The sequence below is a fragment of the Bradyrhizobium sp. Kon56 genome, assembly GCF_055807635.1.
Window position 1 is genome coordinate 18,825 of the sequence record NZ_JBVVOU010000003.1, and the last position, 26,314, is coordinate 45,138.

The 26,314-nt window shown below is 64.6% G+C and carries 29 protein-coding genes; 10 read left to right on the forward strand and 19 right to left on the reverse strand.

The features are described 5' to 3' along the window. Nucleotides 1-74: 74 nt before the first annotated feature. Entirely contained in the window at nt 75-611 is a 537-nt protein-coding gene (locus tag AC0L3B_RS05710) for an REP-associated tyrosine transposase (protein ID WP_377788330.1), read from the forward strand. A gap of 168 nt (nt 612-779) precedes the next feature. Here AC0L3B_RS05710 and AC0L3B_RS05715 read toward each other — a convergent pair whose 3' ends face one another. From AC0L3B_RS05715 to AC0L3B_RS05740, 6 genes are all read right to left on the reverse strand, one after another. Continuing rightward, the gene (locus AC0L3B_RS05715; RefSeq protein WP_018453464.1) at nt 780-1,145 is read right to left on the reverse strand and encodes a response regulator; all 366 of its coding nucleotides are present in this window, start codon (nt 1,143-1,145) and stop codon (nt 780-782) included. Then, nucleotides 1,138-3,318: a PAS domain-containing sensor histidine kinase gene (locus AC0L3B_RS05720; RefSeq protein ID WP_473380145.1), complete on the reverse strand. Its 2,181-nt coding sequence runs from the start codon at nt 3,316-3,318 to the stop codon at nt 1,138-1,140. The genes AC0L3B_RS05715 and AC0L3B_RS05720 overlap by 8 nt, the downstream gene beginning before the upstream one ends. A 257-nt stretch (nt 3,319-3,575) precedes the next feature. Next, nucleotides 3,576-3,755 (reverse strand): hypothetical protein, encoded by a 180-nt coding sequence (locus AC0L3B_RS05725; RefSeq protein ID WP_018453462.1) that lies wholly within the window; start codon nt 3,753-3,755, stop codon nt 3,576-3,578. Between the two features lie 319 nt (nt 3,756-4,074). Beyond that, complete coding sequence (locus AC0L3B_RS05730; protein ID WP_204512389.1) at nt 4,075-4,374, reverse strand: winged helix-turn-helix domain-containing protein; 300 nt, start codon at nt 4,372-4,374, stop codon at nt 4,075-4,077. Beyond that, entirely contained in the window at nt 4,374-4,928 is a 555-nt protein-coding gene (locus AC0L3B_RS05735) for a hypothetical protein (protein WP_473380146.1), read from the reverse strand. Before AC0L3B_RS05735 ends, AC0L3B_RS05730 begins: the two co-directional genes overlap by 1 nt. Then, a complete protein-coding gene (locus tag AC0L3B_RS05740; protein ID WP_204512391.1) occupies nt 4,925-5,935 on the reverse strand; it encodes an alpha/beta hydrolase in 1,011 nt (336 codons plus the stop codon). Before AC0L3B_RS05740 ends, AC0L3B_RS05735 begins: the two co-directional genes overlap by 4 nt. A gap of 119 nt (nt 5,936-6,054) precedes the next feature. On the opposite strand from AC0L3B_RS05740, the gene xseA reads away from it, so the two are divergent. Further along, entirely contained in the window at nt 6,055-7,695 is a 1,641-nt protein-coding gene (gene xseA / locus AC0L3B_RS05745) for an exodeoxyribonuclease VII large subunit (protein WP_473380147.1), read from the forward strand. 264 nt (nt 7,696-7,959) lie between these two features. Here xseA and AC0L3B_RS05750 read toward each other — a convergent pair whose 3' ends face one another. Together AC0L3B_RS05750 and AC0L3B_RS05755 are read right to left on the reverse strand one after the other, a co-directional pair. Continuing rightward, on the reverse strand, nt 7,960-8,130 hold the full coding sequence (locus tag AC0L3B_RS05750) for a hypothetical protein (RefSeq protein ID WP_162496400.1): 171 nt from the start codon (nt 8,128-8,130) through the stop codon (nt 7,960-7,962). 223 nt (nt 8,131-8,353) lie between these two features. Next, a complete protein-coding gene (locus AC0L3B_RS05755) occupies nt 8,354-9,178 on the reverse strand; it encodes a dienelactone hydrolase family protein (RefSeq protein ID WP_085385430.1) in 825 nt (274 codons plus the stop codon). 175 nt (nt 9,179-9,353) lie between these two features. On the opposite strand from AC0L3B_RS05755, the gene AC0L3B_RS05760 reads away from it, so the two are divergent. Further along, nucleotides 9,354-9,581 carry a DUF2093 domain-containing protein gene (locus AC0L3B_RS05760; protein ID WP_007596922.1) on the forward strand — a complete coding sequence of 76 codons (228 nt, stop codon included), beginning with the start codon at nt 9,354-9,356 and terminating at the stop codon, nt 9,579-9,581. Between the two features lie 16 nt (nt 9,582-9,597). On the opposite strand, the gene AC0L3B_RS05765 is transcribed toward AC0L3B_RS05760, so the two are convergent. Beyond that, entirely contained in the window at nt 9,598-9,903 is a 306-nt protein-coding gene (locus AC0L3B_RS05765) for a hypothetical protein (protein ID WP_473380148.1), read from the reverse strand. 492 nt (nt 9,904-10,395) lie between these two features. Between AC0L3B_RS05765 and AC0L3B_RS05770 the strand changes: the two genes are divergently transcribed. Next, on the forward strand, nt 10,396-10,590 hold the full coding sequence (locus AC0L3B_RS05770; protein ID WP_083926320.1) for a hypothetical protein: 195 nt from the start codon (nt 10,396-10,398) through the stop codon (nt 10,588-10,590). Between the two features lie 327 nt (nt 10,591-10,917). On the opposite strand, the gene AC0L3B_RS05775 is transcribed toward AC0L3B_RS05770, so the two are convergent. The 7 genes from AC0L3B_RS05775 to AC0L3B_RS05805 form a co-directional block, all read right to left on the reverse strand. After that, nucleotides 10,918-11,253 carry a GYD domain-containing protein gene (locus AC0L3B_RS05775; RefSeq protein WP_007596925.1) on the reverse strand — a complete coding sequence of 112 codons (336 nt, stop codon included), beginning with the start codon at nt 11,251-11,253 and terminating at the stop codon, nt 10,918-10,920. 246 nt (nt 11,254-11,499) lie between these two features. Continuing rightward, entirely contained in the window at nt 11,500-12,516 is a 1,017-nt protein-coding gene (lpxK, locus tag AC0L3B_RS05780; protein ID WP_377829069.1) for a tetraacyldisaccharide 4'-kinase, read from the reverse strand. Next, nucleotides 12,509-13,855 carry a 3-deoxy-D-manno-octulosonic acid transferase gene (locus AC0L3B_RS05785; protein WP_085361278.1) on the reverse strand — a complete coding sequence of 449 codons (1,347 nt, stop codon included), beginning with the start codon at nt 13,853-13,855 and terminating at the stop codon, nt 12,509-12,511. The genes lpxK and AC0L3B_RS05785 overlap by 8 nt, the downstream gene beginning before the upstream one ends. Then, nucleotides 13,818-14,531, reverse strand: coding sequence for a lysophospholipid acyltransferase family protein (locus tag AC0L3B_RS05790; protein ID WP_085361277.1), 714 nt, complete (start codon nt 14,529-14,531; stop codon nt 13,818-13,820). Before AC0L3B_RS05790 ends, AC0L3B_RS05785 begins: the two co-directional genes overlap by 38 nt. Further along, nucleotides 14,528-14,770: a DUF4170 domain-containing protein gene (locus AC0L3B_RS05795; protein WP_007596929.1), complete on the reverse strand. Its 243-nt coding sequence runs from the start codon at nt 14,768-14,770 to the stop codon at nt 14,528-14,530. Before AC0L3B_RS05795 ends, AC0L3B_RS05790 begins: the two co-directional genes overlap by 4 nt. Before the next feature lie 60 nt (nt 14,771-14,830). Then, nucleotides 14,831-15,649: an inositol monophosphatase family protein gene (locus tag AC0L3B_RS05800; RefSeq protein ID WP_085350100.1), complete on the reverse strand. Its 819-nt coding sequence runs from the start codon at nt 15,647-15,649 to the stop codon at nt 14,831-14,833. Then, complete coding sequence (locus AC0L3B_RS05805) at nt 15,636-17,039, reverse strand: TldD/PmbA family protein (protein WP_473380149.1); 1,404 nt, start codon at nt 17,037-17,039, stop codon at nt 15,636-15,638. The genes AC0L3B_RS05800 and AC0L3B_RS05805 overlap by 14 nt, the downstream gene beginning before the upstream one ends. A gap of 264 nt (nt 17,040-17,303) precedes the next feature. Here AC0L3B_RS05805 and AC0L3B_RS05810 point away from each other — a divergent pair, with 264 nt between their 5' ends. Then, on the forward strand, nt 17,304-17,822 hold the full coding sequence (locus tag AC0L3B_RS05810) for a DUF6101 family protein (RefSeq protein WP_085350102.1): 519 nt from the start codon (nt 17,304-17,306) through the stop codon (nt 17,820-17,822). Here AC0L3B_RS05810 and ubiA read toward each other — a convergent pair. Both ubiA and AC0L3B_RS05820 read right to left on the reverse strand, forming a co-directional pair. Continuing rightward, nucleotides 17,819-18,751 carry a 4-hydroxybenzoate octaprenyltransferase gene (gene ubiA, locus AC0L3B_RS05815; protein ID WP_473380150.1) on the reverse strand — a complete coding sequence of 311 codons (933 nt, stop codon included), beginning with the start codon at nt 18,749-18,751 and terminating at the stop codon, nt 17,819-17,821. The genes AC0L3B_RS05810 and ubiA overlap by 4 nt on opposite strands. Continuing rightward, entirely contained in the window at nt 18,748-19,407 is a 660-nt protein-coding gene (locus AC0L3B_RS05820) for a hypothetical protein (protein WP_085350104.1), read from the reverse strand. The genes ubiA and AC0L3B_RS05820 overlap by 4 nt, the downstream gene beginning before the upstream one ends. A 208-nt stretch (nt 19,408-19,615) precedes the next feature. Here AC0L3B_RS05820 and AC0L3B_RS05825 point away from each other — a divergent pair, with 208 nt between their 5' ends. Continuing rightward, a complete protein-coding gene (locus AC0L3B_RS05825) occupies nt 19,616-20,368 on the forward strand; it encodes a 16S rRNA (uracil(1498)-N(3))-methyltransferase (RefSeq protein WP_085361274.1) in 753 nt (250 codons plus the stop codon). Nucleotides 20,369-20,377: 9 nt separating this feature from the next. Here AC0L3B_RS05825 and AC0L3B_RS05830 read toward each other — a convergent pair whose 3' ends face one another. Next, the gene (locus AC0L3B_RS05830; protein WP_240543985.1) at nt 20,378-21,322 is read right to left on the reverse strand and encodes a helix-turn-helix domain-containing protein; all 945 of its coding nucleotides are present in this window, start codon (nt 21,320-21,322) and stop codon (nt 20,378-20,380) included. Between the two features lie 734 nt (nt 21,323-22,056). On the opposite strand from AC0L3B_RS05830, the gene AC0L3B_RS05835 reads away from it, so the two are divergent. From AC0L3B_RS05835 to AC0L3B_RS05850, 4 genes are all read left to right on the forward strand, one after another. Next, nucleotides 22,057-23,205: an ATP phosphoribosyltransferase regulatory subunit gene (locus AC0L3B_RS05835; protein WP_026232531.1), complete on the forward strand. Its 1,149-nt coding sequence runs from the start codon at nt 22,057-22,059 to the stop codon at nt 23,203-23,205. Between the two features lie 3 nt (nt 23,206-23,208). After that, on the forward strand, nt 23,209-24,186 hold the full coding sequence (gene hisG, locus AC0L3B_RS05840) for an ATP phosphoribosyltransferase (protein ID WP_018453440.1): 978 nt from the start codon (nt 23,209-23,211) through the stop codon (nt 24,184-24,186). A gap of 100 nt (nt 24,187-24,286) precedes the next feature. Then, nucleotides 24,287-25,348, forward strand: a complete 1,062-nt coding sequence (locus AC0L3B_RS05845) for a glycosyltransferase family 2 protein (protein ID WP_018453439.1) — start codon at nt 24,287-24,289, stop codon at nt 25,346-25,348. Then, on the forward strand, nt 25,345-26,190 hold the full coding sequence (locus AC0L3B_RS05850) for a ChbG/HpnK family deacetylase (protein WP_018453438.1): 846 nt from the start codon (nt 25,345-25,347) through the stop codon (nt 26,188-26,190). The genes AC0L3B_RS05845 and AC0L3B_RS05850 overlap by 4 nt, the downstream gene beginning before the upstream one ends. Nucleotides 26,191-26,314: the final 124 nt, after the last annotated feature.

A 26,314-nucleotide genomic window follows, 5' to 3' on the forward strand; every position in this document is an offset into this window, starting at 1 on the left:
GTCGCAGGAGAGCCCGTAGGATGGGTTGAGCCCTTGCGAAACCCATCGCACTTGTTTCGTGGTAACGTCCCGTCATGACCGCGTACCGCCGCAACTTTCTTCCGGGTGGGTGCTTCTTCTTCACGGTCAACCTGGCGGAGCGGAAGCTAGCGTTGCTGACGGATCATATCGGGTTGTTGCGCACGGCGTTTCGTGAAACGCACCGACGCCATCCATTCACGATCGATGCCATCGTGGTGCTGCCTGATCACCTTCACACGGTGTGGACGTTGCCAGAAGGTGGTGCCGATTTTGCAATGCGCTGGCAGTTGATCAAATCCACCTTTTCGCGCGGCCTGGCGCGCAACGAGAGGATATCCCCAAGCCGCGCGGCCAAAGGTGAACGGGGCATCTGGCAACGCAGATATTGGGAGCATACCATTCGCGACGAAGCTGATTTCGCGCGGCATGTAGACTATGTTCATATCAATCCGGTCAAGCACGGGCTCGTCGACAGAGTCCGTGACTGGGCGCCCTCCTCGTTTCATCGCCACATAAAGTTCGGCAATTACCCGGCCGATTGGGCCGGCGATCAGTCGGATGACGGCCGCGATTTCGGAGAACGGGGATAGAGAAGCGATGGGTTTCGCAAGGGCTCAACCCATCCTACGAGCTTTGTACCAGTAAAGCAGCGTTGGCCCCTTGATGCCTCGGACCCCGGAGAATCGTACTCGCTTTCGGCACCTGCACACGGCGCCCGGATCGGCATCCGACGCAAGGAAACGCGCGAAGCCGTCCTGCTATGGGAGCGCCAGAATCGCCCGCAATTTCTCGTTCAACTGATCGATAGAAAACGGCTTGCCTATCGCGGGCGAACTGTTGAACTCCTCCTCGAGCGGAGGTCCGCCGTAACCCGTGCTAAACAGGAAGGGAATCCTTCGCTCCCGCAAGATGCGAGCTACCGGAAAAACAAGTTCGCCAGCCAGGTTCACATCAAGGAGCGCCAAATCGAACGATGCCGTCGTCGCGAGTTCGCACGCCTTTTGTACGTGGGCTGCTGAGGCAACGACCTTCAAGCCCAGTTCCTCAAGCATATCTTCGAGCATGAGGGCCACAAGGCCCTCATCTTCGACCAGGAGAACCTTGGCGCCGGACAGCTCAACCATTGGACGCTGCAGGCATAATGGGAAACACCATGCGGCAGCGAGTGCCCTCCGGCTCGAATACCAGATCGAACTCACCTGCGAGATCATGCTCGACGCAACGTTCCATCAACCGCGTGCCGAAGCCGCGCCGCTTTGGAGGCGTAACAGGTGGTCCGCCACGTTCGTGCCATTCGCAATCCAGCACGGCTGGCGAGCGCTCGCCGGCGCTGATCCGCCAAGTGAGCGCAACTGATCCATTCGGCACTGAGAGTGCGCCGTACTTCGCCGCATTAGTCAGAAGCTCGTTGAGCACCATGGTGATGCTCAGTGCCATGCGGGCGTCTAGCTCAACGTGCGGCCCGCTAGTCAGCACCCGTCCGCCCGACATCGGAGCGACGATATCGTGGACGAGCTTTTCGAAAGGCGTATCCTGCCAGTTTCGCTTCGTCAGCAGGTCATGTCCGCGGGCGAGCGCAAGCAGCCGTCCCGTGAAGGTCGGCAGAAATTCCTGCAGATCGGCGGCGTGACGGGCGGTCTGGTTCGCCAGAGATTGCACCGTGGCCAGGGTGTTTTTCACACGGTGGTTTAGTTCGTCGATGAGAGCCTTTTGAGCGTTCTCGGCGTTCTTCCGCTCGCTAATGTCGACGAGCATGTTGATGGCGCCGACAAGATTGCCGTCCGCGTCGCGCAGCGGCGTTGGAAAAGGAATAAACGGCACGCGTCTGCCGTCTGGACGTTCGGCCACCGCTTCGGCACCGCGAACCGGCCGGTTTTCGCGCAGCGCAACAGCCATCGGGCATTCATTGTGCGGCAGCGGCGAGCCGTCGGGCCAATAGAGCTTCCAGGTCACACACCATTCGTCGCCTGGCTGCGGCGTTCTGCCCGCCATCTCGACGGCAGCCCGATTGAAGAAATTAATGCGCCCCTTGGCGTCCGTCGTGTAGATGGCTGCTGGCAACGCCTCGAGGAGATCGCGCATGCGCTGCTCGCCTTCACGCAAGCGATCCTCCAGTTGCTTGGTGGTGGTGACATCCTGAGCGACCCGCACGCCATAAAGGAAGCAGCCTTCCGAATCCCGCACCGACGAACTGAAGATATCCAGATGGCGAACGGACCCGTCAGGCCGTACCACACGCTTGCGAACCGTGTAGTTCTCGATGTCGCCGCGGACTTGCCGCGCGTACAGTTCGGCATCTTCGGTCTGATCGTTGGAATCGGTGTAGTCGAGGAAGGTCATCCCCAACAGTTCGTCGCGTTTGCGCGCGGTGATGCGGCAGAGGGAATCATTCACCCGCAAGAAGCGACCGTTCTCGTCGGTCTCCGAAATGCCGACGCTGGCGGCCTCATAAGTCGCCGCAAGCCGCGCCTCACTTGCTTGCCGTGCCTCTTCGGCAGCATGCAGTTCGGTGACGTCGGTCGTGAAGCAGCGCGTGTTGACAAACTTGCCGTCCACAATGCGGCTGTTCGAGGTAATCAGGACATGCTTGATCGTGCCGTCGCGGGCGCGCAGCCGGGCAGGGTAGCGCTGCAGCGGCTCACCGCACGAAAGACGCTGGAGAATATCGCCAATCACGGGAGCGTCGGCGTGGAACTCGGCGACATGACGCCCGATATACTCCTCGGGCCGGTACCCAAGCAGATCCAATTCGGCCTTATTGGCGCGAATGATAATTCCCTCGCCACTGACGATGTGAAGGCCCACCGCGCCGTTGTCGAAAAAGTCCTGCAGATCCTGCGTCGTGCGGCGGACTTCCTCCTCGACCTGCTTGCGTCCGGTGATGTCCTGGAAGCAATTGATGGCGCCCTGGATGCGACCAGAAAAGTCGCGCAACGCCCGGATGTTGACCATGGCCGTGAAGCGAGAGCCATCCGGCCGCGCCATTATCACTTCGGCATTGCGCGTCGGCGTTCCCGCGCGAACGGCGGTGGCCATGGGGCAGTCGGCATGCGCGAGGGGAGTTCCATCCAGCAGGTAGAGCTGGTGTGAACCGCAGAAGCGCTCCCTCCCAACATCAGGTGTGCGCCCCCACAGCACCACAGCCTCCGCGTTATAGGCGACCAGCAGCCCCTCCGCGTCACAGAGATAGACTGCGCCCGGAATGGCATCGAGCGCGGCAGCGCCGGCCGCAACCAGGGCCTCGAACTCCGTGGGGCGGTGCCGGGCGGAGAGAGGGAATTCTTCTACGTTCGACATGCGGGTGCCCGGCTCTCGGGGGCGAGAGGAACGACGACCCGATACGAGCGTCGTTCGTGCAATAAACATGGGCGGACGCCCCTCCGGCCCGCCGAACTGCTCTTAACGCATCACGGGCCCCTTGGTTCCCCCCGTAGGTACGGGTTCGCGAGGGTCCGCTAATGGCGGTTATCGGCGTCAGGACAAGCTGATGAGCATGTCCGCTAAACGCCGCCTGACCGGGGACATTGCATGGCCGCGACCGCCACTGAGCGGCGTTACTGTCTTGTGTGGTGCTTGAGAACAGTGACGCGCCGATCTCTGTGCCACACTTCTAAATCGTGGCCGTCGAGCAGCTGTCTCGCTTTGGCTGTGGCCTCGTCGTCGTTGGCGCAATCGATCTCATGAACGCCGCTGATCCGCCCGTCCTCGCCCATGATATAAGCGCGGTAGTCCATCGCACGCCTTCCCCGTTGGGAACATTTTACCTCCCAGTTACGGGCGCGGCCTTAACATAGATTAATCGATGTCGTGGGTGCCTCAATCGTCGCAATGAGCTTCTGGCACTTGAAGATGCGGACATTTTGAAGGAGCGTGTATCGAGATAGCTTTGGACCCGCAGCAATCGGCCATCGCAATGCCGGCAATCCCAAATTGATATGGACTATCGTTGTACGGGCGAGCCTCGCAGGTCAGCTTCGGGTCACAAGCCATCGATCATGCCCGAGGTGGGAGACTTCCGCTTTGCGTTAGTAAGCCGACGTTTATGAGTACGTCCTACCCCTGCTTCCCCGCAATAATCTCCTGCAGCGTCGCCACATGCCGCGCGAACGCTCCGCGCCCCGCAGCGGTCGCGGTCACCGTGGTCTGCGGCTTCTTGCCGACGAAGGCCTTCTCCACCGACACGTAGCCTGCCTTGGCCAGCGTCTCGATGTGCGCGCCGAGATTGCCGTCGGTCGCGCCGGTGAGCTTCTTCAATCGCGAAAACTCCAGGCCGCCGGTGCCCGGCAGCGCATTCAGCGCCGCCATGATCTTCAGCCGCAACGGCTGGTGGATGATGTCGTCGAGCTCGGCCATCAGATCCGCCGCATCCAGAGGCCGCCGAGGATCAGGCCTCCGCCATTGACGAAGGCCATCCAGAGCGGAAACGCCTCGCCGATGTAGAAATAACCGATCAGCGTCAGCGCGGAGATGCCGAGACCGATCGCCATGAAGGCATAGCCGAACCAGAGACCCGCCAGCGAATAGAACAGCATGAAGTAGAGCGGCCAGAACGTGCCCAGCTGGCGCGGACCGAAATGACCGAGCACGTTGGTGCAGAGATAACCGAAGGCGAAGAACAGCACGAACACCAGAAGCAGTCTGACGTTGAAAGCGGTGCCATGGGAGTGATGCGGCGGATTGAGAATGCGCAGCACCACCAGACCGCCGGCGCCCAAAACGTCCACGGCAACCCAGGCGTAGCCCGCATAGACCGGCCAAAGCCAGGTCACGAGATTGCCCGCGAACACCAATGCGCCCCACCAGACGGCGGCGTGGCTCGCCAGCTCATAGAGCTGCGATTGCTTCACGCGCTGGACGATGTCGTCGATATCGGCCAGCGCCGCGGAGGCTTCCTTGCTGTCGATCATGACTGCCCTGTCCCGCGCGTCGTCACATCGTCGGCGATGACCGAGATCGCCTTCGGGTTGGTGACGATGCCCATGTGGTTGATGCCGTCGATGATCTTGACGTCGACCGATGGCTTCACCGCCTGCACGGTTTCTGCATATTTATCCGAGATCATCATCTCGTCCTCGGCGCCGCCGAAGATCGTGACCGGACGTGTCGCCGCCGGAAGATCGAGGCGATAGCCGCGCGTCGCGAAATTGCGCGTCAGGCGGTCCGAATAGGTGGCGACGAGATATTTTGCCGAACTCGCGGGCACGGCGAGCGCGAGCACCGGAAGCTGCGAACAGCAGTCGATGCCGATCTTGCGCAGCGTGGCCAGCGCGAAGAAGCGCGGCAGGTCGACATTGGCCCAGCCGCCGGCATGCGGCTTGTTGGTCGGCGCGTCATAGCCGAGATAGGGTGCGAGCAGCACGGTGCGCACGAACATGTCCTGCATGATCGGCGTGGCGGCGACGCGCAGCGAGAAGCCGGCGCCGGCGGAATGGCCGATCAAGGTGAGCGGCAGCTCCGGTGCGGTCTTGCGGATTTGAGCGACGAAGTCGACGAGGTCGTCCTCGAGCTGGCCGACATAGCCGATATCGCCGCGCGTGCCGGATCCACCATGGCCGCGGATGTCGAGCGCCCAGGTCTCCACGCCCCGCGCGGCGATGGCATGGGTCAGGGCATGATTGACGGTGCCGCTGGAGCCGGACGAGCCGTGGATGAAGATCGCGCCACGGCCGGTTGCAAGACCATTGGCAGCGTAGTGGCGGAAGCCGATCCAGGTGCCGTCGCGGGCCTGGAAACGCTCGAGCGGAGGCAGTGTGGACCAATCGATGCCCTTGGCGGAGTCGGAGACCGATCGCATCTCCGGCGGCCGCTCCAGCGGCGTTGCGATCATCACGGCCAGGATCAGCGCCACACCGCCGACCGCACACAGAGCCCATTTCAGTCCGTTCAAAACGCCGCGCAGCACTCGAATTGCCATGATCCACTCCCCTTAAACCGATCAACTATAGAGGACTCTATACGGCAGAGTACTCTTTTGGTCAATACGCGGATTGGCGCGGCGCTGCAAAAATCCTTAACGTCGGGTCTGATCCCCACATGCCGAATCGTTTGCCGATGCCGTCAGCGGAACCCCTGCTCAACACTCCCGAATTCACCGTCTCGGAGCTCTCCCAGTCCCTGAAACGGACGGTCGAGGACACCTATGGCCATGTCCGGGTCCGCGGCGAGATCTCCGGCTTCCGCGGCGCGCATTCGTCGGGCCATTGCTATTTCGCGCTCAAGGACGAGAGCGCCAAGATCGAGGCGGTGATCTGGAAGGGCGTGCACGGCCGCATGCGCTTCAAGCCCCAGGAGGGGCTCGAGGTCATCGCCACCGGCAAGCTCACGACCTATCCGGGGTCCTCGAAATACCAGATCGTGATCGAGGCGCTGGAGCCGGCCGGCATCGGCGCGCTGATGGCGCTGATGGAGGAGCGCAAGAGGAAGCTCGCCGCCGAAGGCCTGTTCGACGAGGCGCGCAAGCAGCTTTTGCCGTGGCTGCCGGAGGTGATCGGCGTGGTGACCTCGCCGACCGGCGCCGTGATCCGCGACATCCTGCATCGCCTGGAGGACCGCTTTCCTCGCCACGTGCTGGTATGGCCGGTCAAGGTGCAGGGCGAAGGCTCGGCCGAGCAGGTCGCGGCCGCGATCCGCGGCTTCAATGCGCTGCCGGAGGGCGGCAAGATTCCGCGCCCCGACGTGCTGATCGTGGCGCGCGGCGGCGGCTCGCTGGAGGACCTCTGGTCGTTCAACGAGGAGATCGTGGTCCGTGCCGCGGCCGAGAGCATGATCCCGCTGATCTCGGCCGTGGGGCATGAGACCGACATCACGCTGATCGATTTCGTCGCCGACAAGCGCGCGCCGACGCCGACGGCGGCGGCCGAGATGGCGGTGCCGGTGCGCAGCGATCTCTTCGTCGAGGTCGGCGATCTCGGGCGACGCACCCGGTCCTGCTGGCAACGCGGCCATGAGAGCCGCCGCAGCGAGCTGCGTGCCGCCGCGCGCGCGCTGCCGGCCGCCGGCGATTTGCTGGCGATCCCGCGGCAGCGGCTGGATTCGGCGGGAGCGTCCCTGCCCCGCTGCCTCAAGGCCAACACCCACGCGCATTTCCGAAGGTTCACCGCCGCAGGCGCCAAGCTGACGCTGCGGGTGCTGCACGGCCAGATCGCGCAGGCTGATCATCGCCTCACCGTGTGCGGCGAACGGCTCGGCCTATCCGCACGCTCGCTCTTGCGGCGGCGGCGCGACCGCTTTGCCGGGCTGGAGGTGCGCTTGCGTGCCTCAAAACTGTCCAATGCGCAGGCGCAGCGCAACGCGATTCACCGCCAGCGCGAGCGCACGCATCGCCTGGCCGAGCGCGCGGGCCGCGCGCTGGTGACGCTGTTGCAGCGGCTGGATGCCCGCGTCGAGAACAGCGGCAAGCTGCTCTCCGCCTTGTCCTATCGCGGCGTGCTCGCGCGCGGCTTTGCGCTGGTGCGGGACGAGGCCGGCCATCCCCTGCATTCGGCGAACGAGATCGGTCCCGGCGCAAGGGTCGAGATCGAGTTTGCGGATGGACGTGTGGGTGCGACTGCGGATGCGGATCGTGCAGCACCGACAGCGAAGCGCGCGCCGGCGCAAGCGAAGCCAGCCGCGCAGGACGCCAAGCCTGCGCCAAAGCGCGTGGGCAAGCCGGTGGATCAGGGGAATTTGTTTTAGGCGGAGGGCGGCGTTCCACCCTCGGTGTCATTCCCCGCCTTGTGCGCAATTGCGCACAGGAGCGGGGAATCCAGTACGCCGCGGCGTCTCGATCCATCACAGCCGCCTCGGCCTACTGGATCGCCCGGTCAAGCCGGGCGATGACAGCGAGTGTGTGGGACGCGTGTCACGAACTCGCTGTCGTAGCCCGCATGAGCGTAGCGACATGCGGGACCGGCGGCCCCGGATATCGCTACGCTCATCCGGGCTACAAGACTGCGCGTCTCAGCGGCAGGACAAGCCCGCGTCGATCGTGGTCCAGAAGCCGCAATGTTCCGGCGCACGCATTGGCGCGCCGGCATGGGCTTCAAACAGGAAGACCGCGACGGTGAAGACGATCAGGGCGGAGGAGAACAGGACGAAGCGGTTGCGCATGGGATTGCGTTTAATCGACATCGTGGTCGAATGATGGCGTCGTTACGAAATGAAACCATCACGGCGCGCGATCCGGAGAGTCACGGTCGGCCATGATCCGTGCAGGGCGGTGGTCGATGCGGGGCTGTCCGCTGTTGTTCCCTTGGGCGGCCCCGCTCGCCACATGTAGCCCGCATGAGCGCAGCGACATGCGGGACAGGCCTACCCGGATATCGCTACGCTCATCCGGGCTACGGCACTGCCATCATCGCGCCAGCCACTCCACGACTTCCTTCTGCGACTCCGCGCGCGCTGCCGCATCGGTGCCGAGATGGCCGTGCTCGGGCGCGGCGGCGTCGGTGCTGCCGCTCGCTGCATGCAGCGGGGTGTTGGCGCGGTCGAAATCGTGATAGGCGCCGGGATAGACCACGATGCGCGCGAGCGCGCTGCGGCCATGCGCACCATCGACCATCTGGCGGCAGGCCGGCGGCGACGAGACGTCGTCATTGCCACCGATCAGCACCAGCGTCGGCACCCGTGTGCTCCACCCGAGGCCGGCGGAAATCCTGCAGTCCGGATAGAACGCGATCGCGGCGCGGAAATCCGGGCCCGTCTCGCGCGCAAGGTTTTGCGGACGCACGGCCCAGAGCAGCGCGCTGGCGCCGTTGGCCCAGCCCATCAGGCTGACGCGGTCGCGTGCAACCCAACTCTGTTTCATCAACCAGGCGCGCGACGCCGCGATATCGGTGACGCGTTCGCGCCGCGCCTTGACGTGGATCTCCTTGACGCGGCATTGCGGCCCGAGCTCGCGCGAGCCGTAGCTGTCAGGGAGCAGCACGGCGTTGCCGGATTTGAGCAGCCGCTCGGCCCAGTCGCGGTAGCGCGGCAGGACGGAATCGGAATGGCCACCGAGGCCGCCGCAGCCGTGGAGCGCGATCACGGTCGGAAACGGCCCCGTGCCCTCGGGCTTGTAGAGCTGCGCATGCAGCACGCCGGACGCCAGCGGAATCTCGACCGGCTGCGGTGCCGGCGAGCCGTGCGCGGCCGAGATCAGGAACGTCAGGAACAGGGCGGTGAACGGAAGGCGCATCGAACTTTGCCGTTGGATCCTTCGCTCAAGCACTATCACGCGGAAACGGCGCCAAAACATCACAAACCGGTGGGTTTACCGGGCGGACAAGCCACCCTATCTGTGCTACATCCCGTCCAACACATCGTGCCCTCCCAGGTGATCCCGGAGCGGCCTTCCACGGAGACTTTCGACCGTGCTGAACAAGTTCGGCCCCTCGGGCCATGGCGAAGCGCAGGTGCAGTATCTCGACGGCGATTTCCGCGTGATCTCGCCGGGGACCTTCGTGCGCTGCGCGATCACCGATACGCGCATCCCGCTCGACGAGTTGAAATATTGGAGCGTGGACCTGCAGGAAGCCTACGCCACGCCCGCCGCCGTGCTCGAGCGGCATTACCCGGGCGCGCCCAAGCCGCAGGCGTGAGGCCGCAGCCGCGCGTCTATCGCTGCTCCGCGCCATCCGCGCCCACGCAGGTCTTGATGAAACTCTTCCTGGTCTCGCCGACGATCTTCTGATCGATCGCCTGCTTCAGGCAATCGAGCCGCGCCTGCGCCATGCAGAGCTGCATCTGGTCGCGCTTGTCCTGTCCCTTCAGGCTCGCCGTCGCGGAAAGACACGTCACGCGCTTGGTCGCGGGGACCGGCACTGTGGCGGTGGACGCCGCCGGCGGTGCCGTCTGTGCAAACACCGGCGCCACGATCAGACCCACAAGACTGGCGGCAACGGCGGCGGACGGCAACTTCATCGCATTCTCCTGAGCGTCTGAAAACGATAGGAGCTTGCGATGAATGGCGCCTGAATGGCAGGCTGCTGTCGATGGGCAAAGCGCAGCTGCCCTGCCGGCATAGCACGAGCGGTGCAGCTTTTTCACGAGGCATGTTCGGACGGATCAGAAATGCTGCTCTCACAGCCGCGATGATTTCCGTTATGCCAATCCGCGTTGCATCGAAGAGTGTTTGCACTCCATGGTTAGTTATTTCGCGTTGTGGTTGGATTCTTTGTTGCGATTGGCGCTCTTAGGTTGTTTGACGAAGTCTTGGTGAAACAAAGCGCCGCTATGCTTCATCTTAGGTAACTGGCCCTGCTCTTTTTATCGCACAGACAATCAAGTCAGCCAAGCGGCCACTGAGCTCTGGAATTGGCGCCGTCTGTGAACGGGCTCATATCGAAGAGCCATCTGTCGGGCTACGATCACCTCGAAAATTTGCGGTGGAATATCTGTAATCGAAAATCAACGATGGGGGTGATCATGCCCACCATATTAGACCTGCTCTATCGTGAATATTGCCGCGCCCGCCTCGCTGAAATGCGGAAACAGCTTCTGATCGCAGCTGAACGCTTTGAAGCTCTCGACGCGCATCATCATCCGGATCAGGGTGACGATGAGAGGACGGACGCACAACGCAAGACCGGTCGCCGCGCGCCGAATTGAAGCGGCCCGAGACCGGCGATCTCTCCCCGTAGCAGTGACCAAGCAGTTGGCAACAGTTTGGGAGGCAGCAATGAATACACCCGAGTACTATACCGCCATGGTGGCCTGCGTCTCGTGCCTGACCATTATCGGATTGATGGCCGTTGGGGCGTGGTGAGCATGATTGACTGCTGAACGCCGCGGACGCAGCACGCACCGGACAGCATGGTTCGTCAACGCAGGCTGGAAGGCCTTCGCCTTGCCTCGGTTGCAGACGTGCTTCTTGCTGTGAGGTGAGCGTTGCTGCCGCTTCCTTCGACTGCGGCGGCTTCGCTTTAGATCCGGATGTCAGCTTCCGGGCGGAGTATACGAAGAACGCAGCTTCGCCGCGTTCTGGCGGACCTGCTTGATCTCGTCCTGCGTGAACAGCCGCGTCAGTTTCACGTTCTGCAGGGTGCCCGCCGTGACGGTCAGGCCGGAGATGGCCGGAGCCGCACCCGGATCAGGCACATCGAAAATCACCAACACGCCTGGGCCGTCGGCCGCAACGCTGAACATCGAAATCAGCTTTCCGCCGGCCGCTTCGATGAGTTTTCTTGCCGCCTCCTGACGATCGGTCTTGGGGTTCTCCAAAATGGCATTGAGAGCGCGGGGTGTGTATTGTCCGGTGAGGCAAAAATGCATGGCATGTTCTCCTCTGGGTTTTTGGCAATGACTTTCCCTGCCGTTCCGAACTCGTCGTTACGGCCGCTGCATCTGAAATGATGAAGGTACTGCCCGCCGTGGGCATAAACGCCGTCGATGATTTCCGGGAGTTCGGCACGTCCCGGTGACGGCTCTCATGCGAGGCTACATCAACTCCCGAACGTGCGGAAGGAAATTCATCAGTGCGACATGTCGTCCCGATCAGATCTCGCCCACCTTACGAGATCATCGCCTGGAAAACCGCCGCTCGCGCGCCTTGTAGAGATGATCGCTGATCAATTGCCGAAGCGCAACCGGGTCATCGAACTCGAGCTGCACCGCGAAAGGCACGATGTCATCCGGCACGCCTTCGCGGCCGTGCAGACGTGCGAGATCCTTTTCCGTCGTCACCAGCGTTTGCTGCGCGCGCCGCGCCTCCGCAGCGACGGCTGCGATCTCCTCGTTCGAAAACATGTGGTGATCGGCGAAGGCGCGCGTGCGCGCGAGCTCGATGCCGCTGGCGCGCAACGTACGGAAGAACCGTTCGGGATCGCCGATGCCGGCGAACGCGAACACCGGCTTGCCCAACAGTCTTGCGACCGCCTCGGCGTCGGGTTTCAGCCGCGCGCGCAGTTCCGGCTTGTTGCGCCTGGCTAGCTCGGCGGCGACACCATCGGCGGCGCGGCCGCCGCCGATCACGACCAGCGCGTCGGTGCGCGCGAGCTGCGCCTCCAGCGGCGCACGCAGCGGACCGGCCGGAAACACCTTGCCATTGCCGAGGCCGCGCTCACTGTCGATCACGATCAGCGAGGTGTCCTTGAGAAGACGCGGGTTCTGGAAACCATCGTCCATCAGGATCACGGTGGCGCCTTGCGACTTCGCCAGCACGACGCCGTCGAGGCGGTCGCGCGCGACCGTGACGGGAACGTCGCGCGCCATCATCAGCGGCTCGTCGCCGACGTCGGACGCGGTGTGACGCATGCGGTCGACCATTACCGGGCCCCTGAGGCTACCGCCATAGCCGCGGCTGAGCACCACCGGCGTCTCGCCGAGCTCGCGCAGGAGCTTCGTCAGCGCCAGCACGGTCGGCGTCTTGCCGGCGCCGCCGACATGGTAGTTGCCGACGCAGATCACGGGGATGCCGGCGTCGACGCCCGCGCGCAGCATCCGCCGTTCGGTGATCGCGCCGTAGAGCGCACCCAGCGGCCCCAATGCGTACGATTCGAGCGAACGTGGCCGGTACCAGAAGGCCGGCTCACGCATTGGCGGCCCCCATCTCGATCCGCAACTGCAGAAGATAAGGCTCGAGCGCGGTCATGGTGCGGTTGAGCGCGCCGCCGAGATCCTCGACCACGCCGGCGCCCGATTGCTGGATCTTGTGACGCACGGCAGGATCGGCGAGCAGCTGGCCGAGCTGCTTGATCAGCAGCTCCTGCGTGTCGGCCTGGCGCGCACCGCCGCTGTGATCGAGCGCCTCGTAGACGTCGGCGAAATTGAAGACGTGCGGACCATGGACGATGGCCGCGCCGAGCTTGATCGCTTCGATCGGATTCTGGCCGCCATGGTGGATCAGCGATCCGCCCATGAACACGATGTCCGAGAGGCGATAGAACAGGCCGAGCTCGCCCATGGTGTCGGCGACATAAACGTCGGTGGTCGCCGTCGGCAGCTCGTCGCGCGAGCGCAGGGCCGGCTTCAGGCCGGACGCCGTGATCAGGCCCGTGATCGAGGAGCCGCGATCCGGATGGCGCGGCACGATCACGGTCAGGAGCTGCGGGAAGAATCCGCTGAGGCTGCGATGCGCCGCCACCAGCATCTCCTCCTCGCCCGGATGGGTCGAGGCCGCGACGATGATCGGACGCCCGCGCGTCATCGCCATCAGCCGTTCGAGCTTGGCAGGATCGGCCGGCGGCGCCGGCACGTCGAGCTTGAGATTGCCCGTGGTGACGACGTCCCGGCCGCCGAGCGCCGAGAAGCGCTCGGCATCGGTCTTCGACTGCGCCAGACAAATGTCGAAACGCGACAGCAGCGCCGAGATGGTGCCCTGCATGCGGCGCCAGCGCGGGAACGAGCGCGGCGACATTCGCCCGTTGATCAGCACCATCGGCACGCGGCGCGCGGCGCCTGCCAAGATCAGGTTCGGCCACAGATCGGATTCGATGAACAGCGCCAGCGACGGCTTCCAATGGTCGAGGAAGCGCGCGACATAACGCGGGGAATCATACGGCACGTATTGATGGATGACGTCGGGCGGAAAGCGCTTTGCGACAATAGCAGCCGACGTGACGGTGCCCGAGGTGAGCAAAATGCGCAGGTTCAGATCGCGCAAGCGCTCGATCAATGCCGCCGCGGCGAGGACCTCGCCGACGCTGGCGCCATGAATCCAGACCAGCGGGCCGTGCGGCCGCACGTCCCGGGACAGGCCGCGCCGTTCGCCGACGCGCGCGGGATCTTCCTTGCCCTGCTTCAGGCGCCGCTTGATCAGCACAGGCGCGAGCGGCACCAGGCCGCGCGCCAGGCGCCGGTACATCCGCAGCGTCAAAGGCAGCGAGCCGGGCAGCGATTTAGGCATCTGCAGGTCCCGGCCGGCCGAGTTGCGCATAGGCGCGGCGGGTCGCCTCGTTCAAGGTCTCCTCCAGCTCGAGCCGCAGCGCTTCCATGGTGGCGGCGTCCGCATCCGGTGGAACGTGGATTTCCTTGATGCCGACCAATGCGCCCCGCCCGAACGGCAGGTTGATGGTGGTGCGGTCCCAGTTCTTGAGCCGGACGAAGCGGCTGGTCGCCATCGCAAAAGGCATGATCGGCCGCCCCGATTCCCGTGCCAGCATGATGATGCCGAGCCCGGCCACGCGCGAGCGCTTGGGGACGTCGGCGGTCAGCGCGACATTACAACCGTCCTGGAGCGTCCGCACCATTTCCTTGAAGGCACCGACCCCGCCTTTGCGGTGAAACGCGCCGCCATGGTCGCCGGACCCGCGGATGGTGCCGATGCCGAGCCGCTCGGCGGCAATCGCGTTGAACTCGCCGTCGCGGTGACGGGAGATCAGGACCCTGGCCTTGTACCAGTCCTTGTTCTTGATGAAGGGGGTGAGGAAATGCTGACCGTGCCAAAACGCGAAGATCGCCGGGATCTGCGGTTCGACGCGGTCATAGACGTCGGGCGGATCGAACGTGAATTTGTTCGTCCGCCACACCAGACGCAGATATTCCGCCGCCAGGATTCCGACGGCACGCTGGACGAAACTGCTCCTCAGCGTATTGCGAAGCAGCTTTTTCAACGCGCCGGTTCTTGATTCGGGTCGAGCAGCCGGTGGAGATGGACGATGAAATAGCGCATCTGCGCGTTGTCGACCGTGCTCTGCGCCTTGGCACGCCAGGCGGCGTGCGCGGTCGCATAGTTCGGATAGAGGCCGACGATCTCGACGTCGTCGAGGTTCTTGAAGGTGTTGTGCTCGAGATCGACGAGCTCGCCGCCGACGACGAGGTGGAGCAGTTGTTGCGGGGCACTATCTGGCATCGGTTCTGTTCCTAACGGGCTGCCCGGCAAAGCAGTGTTCGACAAGCACGAGAAAGCGCTTCACGGCAAGGGGCGGTTTCGAAAATGCGAGACAATGTTCGCATGACGATCGCAACCCGCTGCCACCAGCACCCCATGCGTGACTTGCCGGCGGTTATAGAGGATGGGATCTCCGGAGAGATCGCTCATCCTACCATCGGCTTCCTGCACGATCAAATCGGCCGCGGCAAGGTCCCAATCATGACTGTTGCCGCCCGCAAAAGCCGCATCCAGCGCGCCATGGGAGACGCGGCACAGCCGCAGCGCGAGCGAACCGATTCGCGGATGCAGCTTGATCTCGCCCAGTGACGGCTTCAGGCGTTCAACCAGGGGCTTCGGACCCGCGACCCGCGAGAAGTCGAGCTCGGATCCCGCCGTCGCCCGCACCGGCACATCGTTGAGGGTCGTGCCCTGGCCGCGGGCGGCGAAGAAGAACTCATCGCTCGTCGGCGCGAACACCGCGGCGAGGACGGGCGAGGCATCCTCGACCAGCGCGACGCTGACGCACCATTCGTCGTGGCCGTTGAGGTAGTTGCGGGTGCCGTCGATGGGATCGACGATCCAGGTCATCCGCCGCGACAGCCGCACCTCGTCGTCGGCGCTCTCCTCCGACAGCCAGCCATAGTCGGGCGTCGCCGCGCGCAGGCGCGCTTCCAGGAGATCGTTGACGGCAATGTCGGCTTCCGAGACCGGCGAGGACGCGCCCTTGGTCCACTTCTTCAGCTCGGTGCGGAACATCGACTGCGCGAGTGCGCCCGCCTCCCGCACCGTCTCTTGCAGCAGCGCCGCGTCGCGCGTCAGGATGGCTCCACCTGTTGCGTTCGCGTCAACGTCCGCCAAGCGTCAAACCCTCGATGCGCACCGTCGGCGCATTGACGCCGTAGCGGAACTCGAGATCGTTCGCCGGCTGCATCGACTTGAAGATCTCGAACAGATGGCCGGCGATCGTCACCTCGCTCACGGGATAAGTGAGTTCGCCGTTCTCGATCCAGAAGCCGGAGGCGCCGCGGCTGTAATCGCCGGTCACGCCGTTGACCCCCGAGCCAATCAAATCGGTGACGTAGAACCCCTGCTTGATGTCGGAGATCAGCTCGGCCGGCGTGGGAGTGCCGGGTTCGAGATGCAGATTATACGGCCCGGGCGACGGCGAGGAGGAGACGCCGCGATGGGCATGGCCGGTGGTGGTGAGACCGAGCTCACGCGCGGTGGCGCAATCGAGCAGCCAGGTCGTCAGCACGCCTTCTTCGATCAGCGCGATCTTCTTCACGGCAACGCCTTCGGCGTCGAACGTCTGCGAGCGCAGGCCGCGTTTGCGCAGGGGATCGTCGATGATGCGGATGTTGTTGGCGAACAGCTGCTGGCCGAGCTTGTCCTTCAGGAAGCTGGTCTTGCGCGCGATCGAAGCACCATTGATGGCGCCGACGACGTGACCGACCAGCGAGCCCGCGACGCGCGGATCGAACACCACAGGCACCTTGCAGGTCTCGACCTTGCGCGGATTGAAGCGCGCCACGGTGCGCTCGCCCGCGGAACGGCCGACGATCTCCGGTGACAAGAGGTCTACACCATGCGGCGCCGAGGTGAAGTCGTAGTCGCGCTCCATGCCGGTGCCGTCACCGACAATGGCGGTGGCGGAGATGCCCTGGCTGGACCGCAGATAAGAGCCGTGGAAGCCGGTGCTGGTGACGAGCACCATGCCGCCCATGCCGGCGGAGGCCGAGGCGCCGCCGGATTTGGTCACGCCCTTCACAGCGAGCGCCGCAGCCTCGGCTTCGAGCGCGCGGCGCTCGAGCTCCGAGGTCGCGGGCACGTCAGGGTCGAGCAGATCGAGATCGGGGAAGTCGCGCGCGAGCAGTGCGGGATCGGCAAGGCCGACATATTTGTCGTCGGGCGCGACGCGCGCCATCGCAACCGCTCGCTCGGCAAGCTTGGTCACGGCATCGCCGCTGGCGTCGTTGGTCGAGACCACCGCCTGGCGTCGGCCGACCAGCACGCGCAAGCCGACATCGTCGCCCTCGGAACGTTCGGATTCCTCGACCCGGCCGTCGCGCACCTCGACGCCTTGCGAGACGCCACGGACGGCGACCGCATCGGCCGCATCCGCGCCGGCGCGCCTGGCAGCCTCTACCAGCCGCTGCGCGAGATCGGAGAGCGCAGACTGGTCGAACAGGTCGCGGCTGGCTGTGGACGAATCCTTGGGCGAAAGCGTCGAGCTTGGTGAAGGGTTCACAAACGAAATCCTGTTGGGTCGGGCTGCGGGACCGGAACCCACAGATGTGCCCTGATCGCGCGGACTTCAAGCATTTTCAGCCCACCAAAAGCTCAGATTCGCAGCTTGTGCGCAACGTCTCGTCAATCATGCGCGCCAAGGTCTTGTCAATCATGCGCGGCGGTGAGGTTGGATTAACCAGCCTTTTTAAGCGGTTTCGGAAAGGCACGCGCTAAGGTCCTCGCATCGACCGGGAACATAATCCCGGCGGGGAGAACTAAAGCCGTGAGGCGTCAAACAGCAACAAGCGGGATCGCTCCCGCCGGGTCGAGCCGCTCCCTGCGGCTCGACCCCCTTTCCCTTCCGGTCCGCTTCGATGCGCATGATCCGCGTGCCGACGGATATGTCCGGCAGATCGAGCTTCATCGCGAACGTGTCGTGCTGCACCGTGCCGTCCGCGGCATGCGGATGGCGATCAACGTCCGCGTCAGCGACTTCATCGGCGTCGCGCTGCGCGGCAACGACGAGGCCCAGACCCTCGTCCTCGTGCATCGCGATCCCTCGCTCTCCATTCCGCTGCTGGTCAGCGCCGATGGCGACGAACTCGTTGAGGCCTGGGCGATCTGGAGCGAGCTGTTCGCGCTTCCGCAGCTCGACGAAGGCGCACGCAAGCCCACGCCGCGCCGCCGCCGCGCCAACGCGATTCGCGACCGCCGTCCGAAATTTCTGATGCGCCGCCGCACCGGTGTTGCACGGGAGTTGTCGGTGCATCGCGATGAGCGCGAGATCATCGCCCGGAGTTAAGCCGTCCGCATCACCGCGTCGGCCAGCAAACCCGCAAACAACAACACCCCCGCGTCGCGGTTCGAGTAGAACAGGCGCTTGCAGAGATCGCCGTCGCTGATATTCAGCCGCCCGATCTGCGAGGCCAGATGCACGGCGAAGGCCCCAAGTCCGAGCCAGGCCGGCCAGCGCGCATCGCCCGACGCCAGCGCCACGCCGATCAGCAGCACCGCGAGGCCGTAGAACAGTATCAGCGCCTGGTGCGTATGCGCGCCGAACAGGCGCGCGGTGGACTTGATGCCGATCAGCGCATCGTCCTCGGCGTCCTGATGCGCGTAGATCGTGTCGTAGCCGATCACCCAGGAGATCGCGCCGGCATAGAGCACGAGCGCGGTGACATCGATCCGCCCGAAGGTGACGGCAAATCCCATCAGGGAGCCCCAGGAGAACGCGAGCCCGAGCACGATCTGCGGCCACCAGGTGATGCGCTTCATGAACGGGTAGATCGCGACGATCAGCAGCGAGGCAATGCCGGTCAGGATCGCGAAGCGGTTGAACTGCAGCAACACCACGAGCCCGATCAGCGCCTGCGCGACCATGAACGCCAGCGCCTGCTTCGCGCTCACCTGGCCCGAGGGCAGCGGCCGCGAGCGGGTGCGCTCGACCTTGTCGTCGAGGTCACGGTCGGTGATGTCGTTCCAGGTACAGCCTGCCCCCCGCATGACGAAGGCGCCGATGAAGAACAGGACGATGGTGAGCGGCAGGCCGCGGACGTCATGGGCCATGCCGGCGGCGAGCGCCGCCGACCACCAGCACGGCATCAACAGGAGCCAGGAGCCGATCGGACGATCGAAGCGGGACAAGCGCAGATAAGGCCGCGCCCATTGCGGCGCACGCGTATCGACCCAGTTGCCAGTGGAATCGGCAACTCGGGCTGACGTGTCGCTCATCGCGTCAGGACGTTGCCGTTGAGTGTGTCGAAGGTGCTGCCGCCCTTCTTGCCGGCATTGGCCTCGGGCGGCGAGCCCGAACCCAGCACTTCGCTCAGCGACGGACCGGCCGGTCCGCGCGGCTGGTTCTGCATCTGCTGCGCGACATTGCAGACCTTCGCCGCCATGGCCTCGGTGTTCTTGTGGCCGTCCTTCATTTGCGCGCCGACCTGCGCCGGAATCCCGCACTTCGAGGCGTTGGCCTCGATGTACTTGATCATCTTGGTCTCAGCCTGGCTGAAGTTGCGGATCAGCTTGCAGGCCTCGTCAGGCGGGGCGTGACGGTCGCTCGCGGCCTTGATCAGCTTGCCGCGTTTTTCGGCATCTTCGCGCAGAGGCATGAACGCCTTCATGCAGTCCTCGCCGGGACCGGCTTGCGTCGGCGGGGCCGCGCTGAAGGCGCCGGCGCCACCGACAGGAGCGGCCCCATTCACGGGGAAGGACGATTGCGGCGCGCCGCCGACGGAGGCGACGGGCGCCGAGCCATTGACGGGCGGGAAGGCGGAACTGGTTGGGGCCTGGCCCGGCAGCGGCGCGGGAAAACCCTGCGCATAGGCACCAACGGCGCCCATCGTGACCATGGCGGCAGTGATCGGAACCATCAAATGACGGATCATCAAGGCAGTCTCTCCGGCAGGAGCATGCGGGTTCGGCGTCTTCCCAATTGAAGCGCAACCAGCGTGCTCGCGATTTTACGATTCCCGCCGGCCCTTAACAACCCGTTGAATAGGGCGGGAGCGCGGCGCGCCGACGCACCATTTTGGCAAAATTTACCCCGAAAGGACTGCTTTCGGTTAAGAACGGCGGCAAATCGGACCTTTGACGATGCCTTCCCACGATTTCCGCGGCCCCCGCCTGTTCGTCGACGCCCCGCTTGCCCAGGACGGCAGGGTCGAGCTCGACCGCGACCAGAGCAATTATCTCGGCAATGTGCTGCGGCTTGCCGCCGGGGCCGAGGTTTTGGCGTTCAACGGCCGCGACGGCGAGTGGCAGGCCGCCATTGAAGGCCGCAAGCGGCCGGACGGTCTCGTCATCCTCCAGCAGACCCGGCCGCAGGACCGGCTGCCCGACCTCGCCTACATCTTCGCCCCGCTCAAGCATGCCCGGCTCGACTACATGGTGCAGAAGGCCATCGAGATGGGCGCCGCCAGCCTGCAGCCGGTTCTGACCCGATTCACCCAGGCCTCACGCGTCAATACCGAGCGGATGCGCGCCAATGTCGTCGAGGCGGCCGAGCAATGCGGCATTCTCAGCATCGCCACCGTTGCCGAGCCGGTGCCGCTGGAGCGCTTCTTGACCCTGCGCGCCGCTGGCAGACTGCTGATCTTCTGCGACGAGGCGGCGGAGCTCGAAAACCCCATTCGGAGCTTGCAAGCCACACGCGCCGGGGAGGGAATCGACGTGCTGATCGGACCCGAAGGCGGCTTTGCCGAGGAAGAGCGGGTCCTGCTGCTGCGGCAGCCGAAAATCCTGCGGCTGGCGCTCGGACCCCGCATCATGCGGGCCGACACCGCCGCGGTGGCCGCGCTGGCGCTGGTGCAGGCGGTGCTGGGCGACTGGGGTGGCGAACGCGGCTAAGGCACGTTGCTATTCGCCTCGTAGCGATCGGTTCAGGGTCTCCGAAGGCAACTCTCCGAAAGCCTCTCTGTAGCTCGCTGCGAATTCGCTGAGATGCCAGAAACCATGCGCAAGCGCGCAGGACTTCACACTCCGGCCTGCTCGGCCGGTGCGCAGTTGCTTGCGTACCGACCAGAGGCGCAAGACCCGGCTATAGCGATGTGGGCTCATGCCGCAGATGGCCCGTGTCGCACTCTGGAGAGTCCGGACCGACACGCCCGCCTGTTCCGCCAGTTCGGTGGTCTTGTGCCAGATCATCAGATCGCGCCGAATCAGTTTTTCCATATCAGCCACGATCCGCCGATAATGCTCGGTGGTGGACGACGCAGGTGCGCTTGCGACACTGGACCAGATCGCCGCATCCATCGTGCTGAGCAGTGATCGTTCGACAATCGTTTGCGAAGCCGGCTCGTTCAGGAAGTCCGGGTCATTTGCCGCGGTTTCAAGCGAGATCGAGATCAGACGGCGCAGCGAGGCAAGCACGTCCGGCGCCGGATTCAGCAAATGGCATCCATCGCTCAATTCAGGCAATGGCTCCCGCCCGGATGGACTGAAGTAGACCACCGCCAGCAGACGCCCCTCCGGCTCATGCACCAAGCAATCTGAACCGCCTTTTAGAATGACAACAGAACCGCCGGTCGATTGCCCGTTGATGCGGGCAGAGGTCACGTGATCCATCGGTACCACCACTGCGGCAGCATTGGTGAGCTGATAGCCGCGAATGATCCGGGGGAAGGTTTTCAACAGCGACAGGGTCAGGGTCGGCAAGGTGAGCCGGGCACGCATGATCGCGGTCGTCCCGACAGACAACGGCATGCTCGATGCGCCGGCGTATTTCTCGGTCTCACCGAAATGATCGATGTCATACGATTTGAGCTCGAGCGCCGAGGACGGCTTGAGATCCTGGAACGACATCAAGCGATCCGCCGCTATCTTTTGCATTGCCTCGCGAGCAGGGACTAGACGGCTTTGATCCATGTTCTGCTGCTTACCTGACGTTCTTCGTAGAGACGGCGACTTTAGCGCGGCGCAAACCACCCGGCGCTCTGGCCCCGGCGCGCCGCAGGTCGCGGGGCATTGAGAATGGCACGAACGATCAGAAGGTCGAGTGGATCTAAGTCGTAGTGCCGGAACATCTCGCTAATCAAAACAGCATATAGGCCAGCGTGTGTCGCGCGACCGTTCCGATAACGTCTGTGCGTTGCCGCATGAATCGGAAACCAACTTTCGCATTGTAAACGAAGGCTCTGCGAACGGACCGTCCGCCCTACCCAAATTGAGCATGCGACCAGTGGACACCCTCAACCGGGCCAAGCAGCTCGCGGATGAGGTTACATGTGAGGCAGCGAGCATTCCGGCCAGGCGGCCATTCCTTCGTGGAAGCGGCCCGGAGAGCTCGCTGGCCGAATGAATGAGGGTGAGGCGTCCAACCTAACTCGATCGGCCGCAGCGCGATTAGGTATTATATTACCTAGCTTGGCGACGACGCCTGAATTGGGCTTCGCATCCTCTGCTGACGGTGCGTCGCTCCGGCGCTGTTAAGCGATTGATCCTTTGGAGGTCGAAACCGCTTCCGGGCCATGCTAAGGCCTGCGGCAATTCGTTCCCTGCTTGCCCTGCCCGGTTCCACCGGGACGATGGACCCCGAGATGACCGCGACTGCCACCTCAAATGCTGCCGGCTCCGCCTGGGCGGACACGCTGCTGCTGTCGTTCGCGCAGGCCGGCTATGTCAGGGCCGAGCCCGCCATCCTGCAGCCGGCCGAACCGTTCCTGGATCTCTCCGGCGAGGACATCCGCAAGAGCCTGTACCTGACCACGGACCTATCCGGCGATGAGCTCTGCCTGCGCCCGGACCTGACCATACCGGTGGCCCGCGATTACCTCAGCTCTGGCCGTGCCGGCCAGCCGGCCGGGTTCAGTTATCTCGGCCCGGTGTTCCGCTACCGCAGCGGCCAGAGCAGCGAATTCCTGCAGGCCGGCATCGAGTCGTTCGGCCGCCAGGACCGCGCCGCGGCCGATGCCGAAATGCTGGCGCTGGCGCTGGAGGCGACCGCCGCCTTCGGCGTTCGCGACGTCGAGATCCGCACCGGCGACGTGGCGCTGTTCAACGCGCTGCTCGACGCGCTCGACCTCTATCCGGTCTGGCGCCGCCGCCTGGTCAAGGATTTCAACCGCAAGATCAGCCTGGAGCAAGATCTCGAGCGGCTGGCAGCCGCGACCACCGCGACCCGCAGCGAATATGAGGGCGTGCTCGCGGCGCTCGCCGGCTCCGACCGCAAGGCAGCGCTCGCTTTCGTAACCGACCTCATGTCGATCGCCGGCACCACCAATGTCGGCGGCCGCACCACCGCCGAGATTGCCGACCGCTTCCTCGAGCAGTCGACGCTGAAGGGCGGCGCGCTGCCGCGCGAGGCCATCGCCGTGCTCAAACGTTTCCTGTCGATATCGGGTAACCCCGATGACGCCGTGGCCGAGCTGCGCGCGCTCACCAATGATGCGAAGCTCGACCTCAGTGCTGCGATCGACCAGTTCGAAAGCCGGGTCGGCTTCATGGCCGCGCGCGGCATCGATGTGAAGGCGACGCGCTTTTCCACCGCGTTCGGGCGCGGGCTCGACTACTACACCGGCTTCGAATTCGAGCTGCATCACCGCGGCAACGGCGCCGAGCCGCTGGTTGCCGGCGGCCGCTATGACGGATTGATGACCCAGCTTGGATCGGCCGAGCCGATCCCCGCGGTCGGTTTCTCGGTCTGGGTGGATGCGCTGACCCGGATCGGCCGCAAGGTGGGAGCTTAAGTCATGAGCGCGCCATTCGTTCTGGCCGTTCCCTCCAAGGGCCGCCTTCAGGAAAATACCGAGGCCTTCTTCGCCCGCGCCGGGCTGAAGCTGTCGAAGGCGGGCGGCGCCCGCGACTATCGCGGCACGCTCGCTGGCCTCGACAATGTCGAGGTCGCCTATCTCTCGGCGAGCGAAATCGCCTCGCAACTGTCCCGCGGCTCGGCGCATCTCGGCGTCACTGGCGAGGATCTGGTGCGGGAGACCATCGCGGACGCCGACAAGCGCGTCTCCCTGATCGAAGGCCTCGGCTTCGGCTATGCCGACGTCGTCGTCGCGGTGCCGCAGGCGTGGATCGACGTCCGCACCATGGCCGACCTCGACGACGTCACCACCGGCTTCCGCGAGCAGCATCACATGCGGATGCGGGTCGCAACCAAGTTCATCAATCTCACCCGCGCCTTCTTCCAGAGCCAAGGCATCACCGATTACCGCATCGTCGAAAGCACGGGCGCGACCGAAGGCGCACCGGCCGCCGGCAGCGCCGAGTTGATCGTCGATATCACCACGACCGGCGCGACGCTCGCCGCCAACGGATTGCGGGTGCTCGACGACGGCGTGATCCTGCGCAGCCAGGCCAATCTGGTCGCCTCAAGGGACGCCGATTGGTCGCCGCAAGCGCGGGAGACCGCGCGAATCATCCTCGATCACATCGCGGCGCGGGCGCGGGCCAACAAATACCGCGAAGTCCGCACCCGCTTCCGCCAGTGCGACGCGGCCATGCTCACCGAGGCCCATGAGCGCTTCGGCGTCGAAGCCCCGTTCGGCGGACCGACCTCGTCAGGCATGCTCACGCTGCACTGCCCGCCGGGCCAGCTCTATGCACTCGCGAGCTTCCTGCGCGGGCATGGCGCCGAGACCGTCTCGGTGGTTTCGCTGGATTACGTGTTCGACCGGGAGAACCCGCTGTTCGCCAGGCTCGAGGCGTTCCTGCGGCAGTGAGCCCAAAGTTTGTTGAGCAATTCCGTTCAGCGTAGCGACAGCAAACGGCAGCTACCATATGCTGTTGAGATGACCTTGAACGCCTCTGGAACCTTGATCGATGACGCTGGGCTCTGACGTTTCCGGCATGACGACCAACGCGGCAAGCGCCGCCGCGAAGGGGCTGTCGATTGTCGTCCCGCTCTACAACGAAGCCGCGGGCCTCGCCGCCCTACACCAGCGCATCTGCGATCTCGCAAAGACCTTGCGGCAGCGCTATCGCTTGGCTTGCGAGGTCGTCTATGTCGACGACGGTAGCGCGGACGCGACGCTGTCGATCGCCCGCTCGCTGCCGGCCGACGCGGTCGACGTCCAGGTGGTGTCGCTGTCGCGCAATTTCGGCAAGGAGGCCGCGCTGATGGCTGGCCTCGACCATGCCCGGCTCGGCGCGGTGCTGTTCATGGACGGCGACGGCCAGCATCCGCCGTCGCTGGTCGAGCGACTGGTGCGGCACTGGATCGAGGACGGCTACGACGTCGTCTATACCGCCAAGGCGCATCGCGACAACGAGCCCTTCCTGCGGCGGCTCGCCGGGCGCGGCTTCTATGCGCTGATCAATTGGGGCGCGCGCCAGAAGATTCCCGAAGACGCCGGCGACTTCCGCCTGCTGTCGCCGCGCGCGGTCGCAGCACTGAGGCAGCTGCCCGAGCGCAACCGCTTCTTCAAGGGCCTCGCGAGCTGGATCGGCTTCCGCCAGATCCGCGTCGATTACGAGCCCGCGCCGCGCACCCATGGCGTGACGACCTTCAGCGCCGCACGCCTGCTTGGTCTTTCGATCGAAGGCGTCACCTCGTTCTCGGTGGCGCCGCTGCGCTTCGCCAGCCTGCTCGGCGTGATCCTCGCCGGCGGAGCGTTCCTGTTCGGTCTGTCGATCCTCTGGGAGGTCTTGACCACCGGCAAGCAGGTGCCCGGCTATCCCTCACTCGTGATCGGCCTGATGACGATCGGCGGCGTGCAGCTCATCATGATCGGCATCGTCGGCGAATATATCGGCAAGATCCTCTCCGAGCTGAAGGCGCGCCCGATCTACTTCGTCGCCGAGCACAGTGAAAAGCATTTCGAAACCGAGAAGGCCCAGGACGCTTCAAGCCTGGACGCCTCGAAGAGGACGGCGGCCGAATGAGCGCGGCCGCGCCGCTGCGGCGGATCTGGCTCTGCGCCGACGATTACGGCATCAGCCCGGGCGTCAATCGCGCCATCCGCGACCTGATCGAACGCGGCCGTCTCAACGCTACCTCGGTGATGATGGTGGGACCTGCGGTCGAGCGCAGCGAGATCGAAGCGCTCCAGGCGGCAGCGCAAGCGAGCCCACGCTGCGCGATCGGATTGCACGTGACGTTGTCGGCACCGTTCCGGCCGCTCACCATGCATTTCCGTCCGCTCGACGGCGACATGTTTCTCCCGTTTCCGAAGCTGCTGCGCGCGGGTCTTGCGCGAAGGCTCGACCGCGAGTTCTTTCGCAACGAGGTCAAGGCGCAGCTGGCAGCCTTCGCGAAAGCGTTCGGACGCGCGCCTGACTTCGTCGACGGCCATCAGCATGTGCAGCTCTACCCGCAGGTGCGCGACGGCTTTGTCGATGCGGTGAGCGAAGTCGCGCCAAAAGCCTGGGTGCGCCAGGGCGGCCGCGACCTGCCGCTGATGCAGCGGCTGGCCTCACCGAAAGCCATGGTGCTCGACATTCTCAGCGCGCAATTCCGCCGCCGTGCCGTCAGCGCGGGCCTCAGCTTCAATCCCGGCTTCGCCGGCGCCTATGATTTCACGCGGGCGGCCGATTTCGGCGAGCTGATGCGGCAATTTCTCGAAGGCCTGCCGGATGGCGGCCTCGTGATGTGTCATCCCGGCTTCGTCGACGAAATTCTCACCGGGCTCGACCCGATGACGGATGTCCGCGAACGCGAGCACTCCTATCTCGCCGGCGATGCCTTTGCGCGCCTGCTGACGGACAGCGGCGTCACGCTGGGGTAAAACCGGCGAAGTTTGCGAGAAAGCCGCCCCGCGGGGCAGCTTGTCGCATACCGAAATTTAATCCAGCCGGCACTGTTGGGGCCACAATGGAACCCTACATCTGCCTCGCGCTTGTTTTGCGCGA

Excerpts from the sequence above, each read along its gene's own strand:
- AC0L3B_RS05710 (WP_377788330.1), top strand. The coding sequence starts at position 75 with ATGACCGCGTACCGCCGCAACTTTCTTCCGGGTGGGTGCTTCTTCTTC.
- AC0L3B_RS05715 (WP_018453464.1), bottom strand. The coding sequence starts at position 1,145 with ATGGTTGAGCTGTCCGGCGCCAAGGTTCTCCTGGTCGAAGATGAGGGC.
- AC0L3B_RS05720 (WP_473380145.1), bottom strand. The coding sequence starts at position 3,318 with ATGTCGAACGTAGAAGAATTCCCTCTCTCCGCCCGGCACCGCCCCACG.
- AC0L3B_RS05725 (WP_018453462.1), bottom strand. The coding sequence starts at position 3,755 with ATGGACTACCGCGCTTATATCATGGGCGAGGACGGGCGGATCAGCGGC.
- AC0L3B_RS05730 (WP_204512389.1), bottom strand. The coding sequence starts at position 4,374 with ATGGCCGAGCTCGACGACATCATCCACCAGCCGTTGCGGCTGAAGATC.
- AC0L3B_RS05735 (WP_473380146.1), bottom strand. The coding sequence starts at position 4,928 with ATGATCGACAGCAAGGAAGCCTCCGCGGCGCTGGCCGATATCGACGAC.
- AC0L3B_RS05740 (WP_204512391.1), bottom strand. The coding sequence starts at position 5,935 with ATGGCAATTCGAGTGCTGCGCGGCGTTTTGAACGGACTGAAATGGGCT.
- xseA (WP_473380147.1), top strand. The coding sequence starts at position 6,055 with ATGCCGAATCGTTTGCCGATGCCGTCAGCGGAACCCCTGCTCAACACT.
- AC0L3B_RS05750 (WP_162496400.1), bottom strand. The coding sequence starts at position 8,130 with ATGTCGATTAAACGCAATCCCATGCGCAACCGCTTCGTCCTGTTCTCC.
- AC0L3B_RS05755 (WP_085385430.1), bottom strand. The coding sequence starts at position 9,178 with ATGCGCCTTCCGTTCACCGCCCTGTTCCTGACGTTCCTGATCTCGGCC.
- AC0L3B_RS05765 (WP_473380148.1), bottom strand. The coding sequence starts at position 9,903 with ATGAAGTTGCCGTCCGCCGCCGTTGCCGCCAGTCTTGTGGGTCTGATC.
- AC0L3B_RS05770 (WP_083926320.1), top strand. The coding sequence starts at position 10,396 with ATGGGGGTGATCATGCCCACCATATTAGACCTGCTCTATCGTGAATAT.
- AC0L3B_RS05775 (WP_007596925.1), bottom strand. The coding sequence starts at position 11,253 with ATGCATTTTTGCCTCACCGGACAATACACACCCCGCGCTCTCAATGCC.
- lpxK (WP_377829069.1), bottom strand. The coding sequence starts at position 12,516 with ATGCGTGAGCCGGCCTTCTGGTACCGGCCACGTTCGCTCGAATCGTAC.
- AC0L3B_RS05785 (WP_085361278.1), bottom strand. The coding sequence starts at position 13,855 with ATGCGCAACTCGGCCGGCCGGGACCTGCAGATGCCTAAATCGCTGCCC.
- AC0L3B_RS05795 (WP_007596929.1), bottom strand. The coding sequence starts at position 14,770 with ATGCCAGATAGTGCCCCGCAACAACTGCTCCACCTCGTCGTCGGCGGC.
- ubiA (WP_473380150.1), bottom strand. The coding sequence starts at position 18,751 with ATGAGCGACACGTCAGCCCGAGTTGCCGATTCCACTGGCAACTGGGTC.
- AC0L3B_RS05820 (WP_085350104.1), bottom strand. The coding sequence starts at position 19,407 with ATGATCCGTCATTTGATGGTTCCGATCACTGCCGCCATGGTCACGATG.
- AC0L3B_RS05825 (WP_085361274.1), top strand. The coding sequence starts at position 19,616 with ATGCCTTCCCACGATTTCCGCGGCCCCCGCCTGTTCGTCGACGCCCCG.
- AC0L3B_RS05830 (WP_240543985.1), bottom strand. The coding sequence starts at position 21,322 with ATGTCGTTCCAGGATCTCAAGCCGTCCTCGGCGCTCGAGCTCAAATCG.
- AC0L3B_RS05835 (WP_026232531.1), top strand. The coding sequence starts at position 22,057 with ATGACCGCGACTGCCACCTCAAATGCTGCCGGCTCCGCCTGGGCGGAC.
- hisG (WP_018453440.1), top strand. The coding sequence starts at position 23,209 with ATGAGCGCGCCATTCGTTCTGGCCGTTCCCTCCAAGGGCCGCCTTCAG.
- AC0L3B_RS05845 (WP_018453439.1), top strand. The coding sequence starts at position 24,287 with ATGACGCTGGGCTCTGACGTTTCCGGCATGACGACCAACGCGGCAAGC.
- AC0L3B_RS05850 (WP_018453438.1), top strand. The coding sequence starts at position 25,345 with ATGAGCGCGGCCGCGCCGCTGCGGCGGATCTGGCTCTGCGCCGACGAT.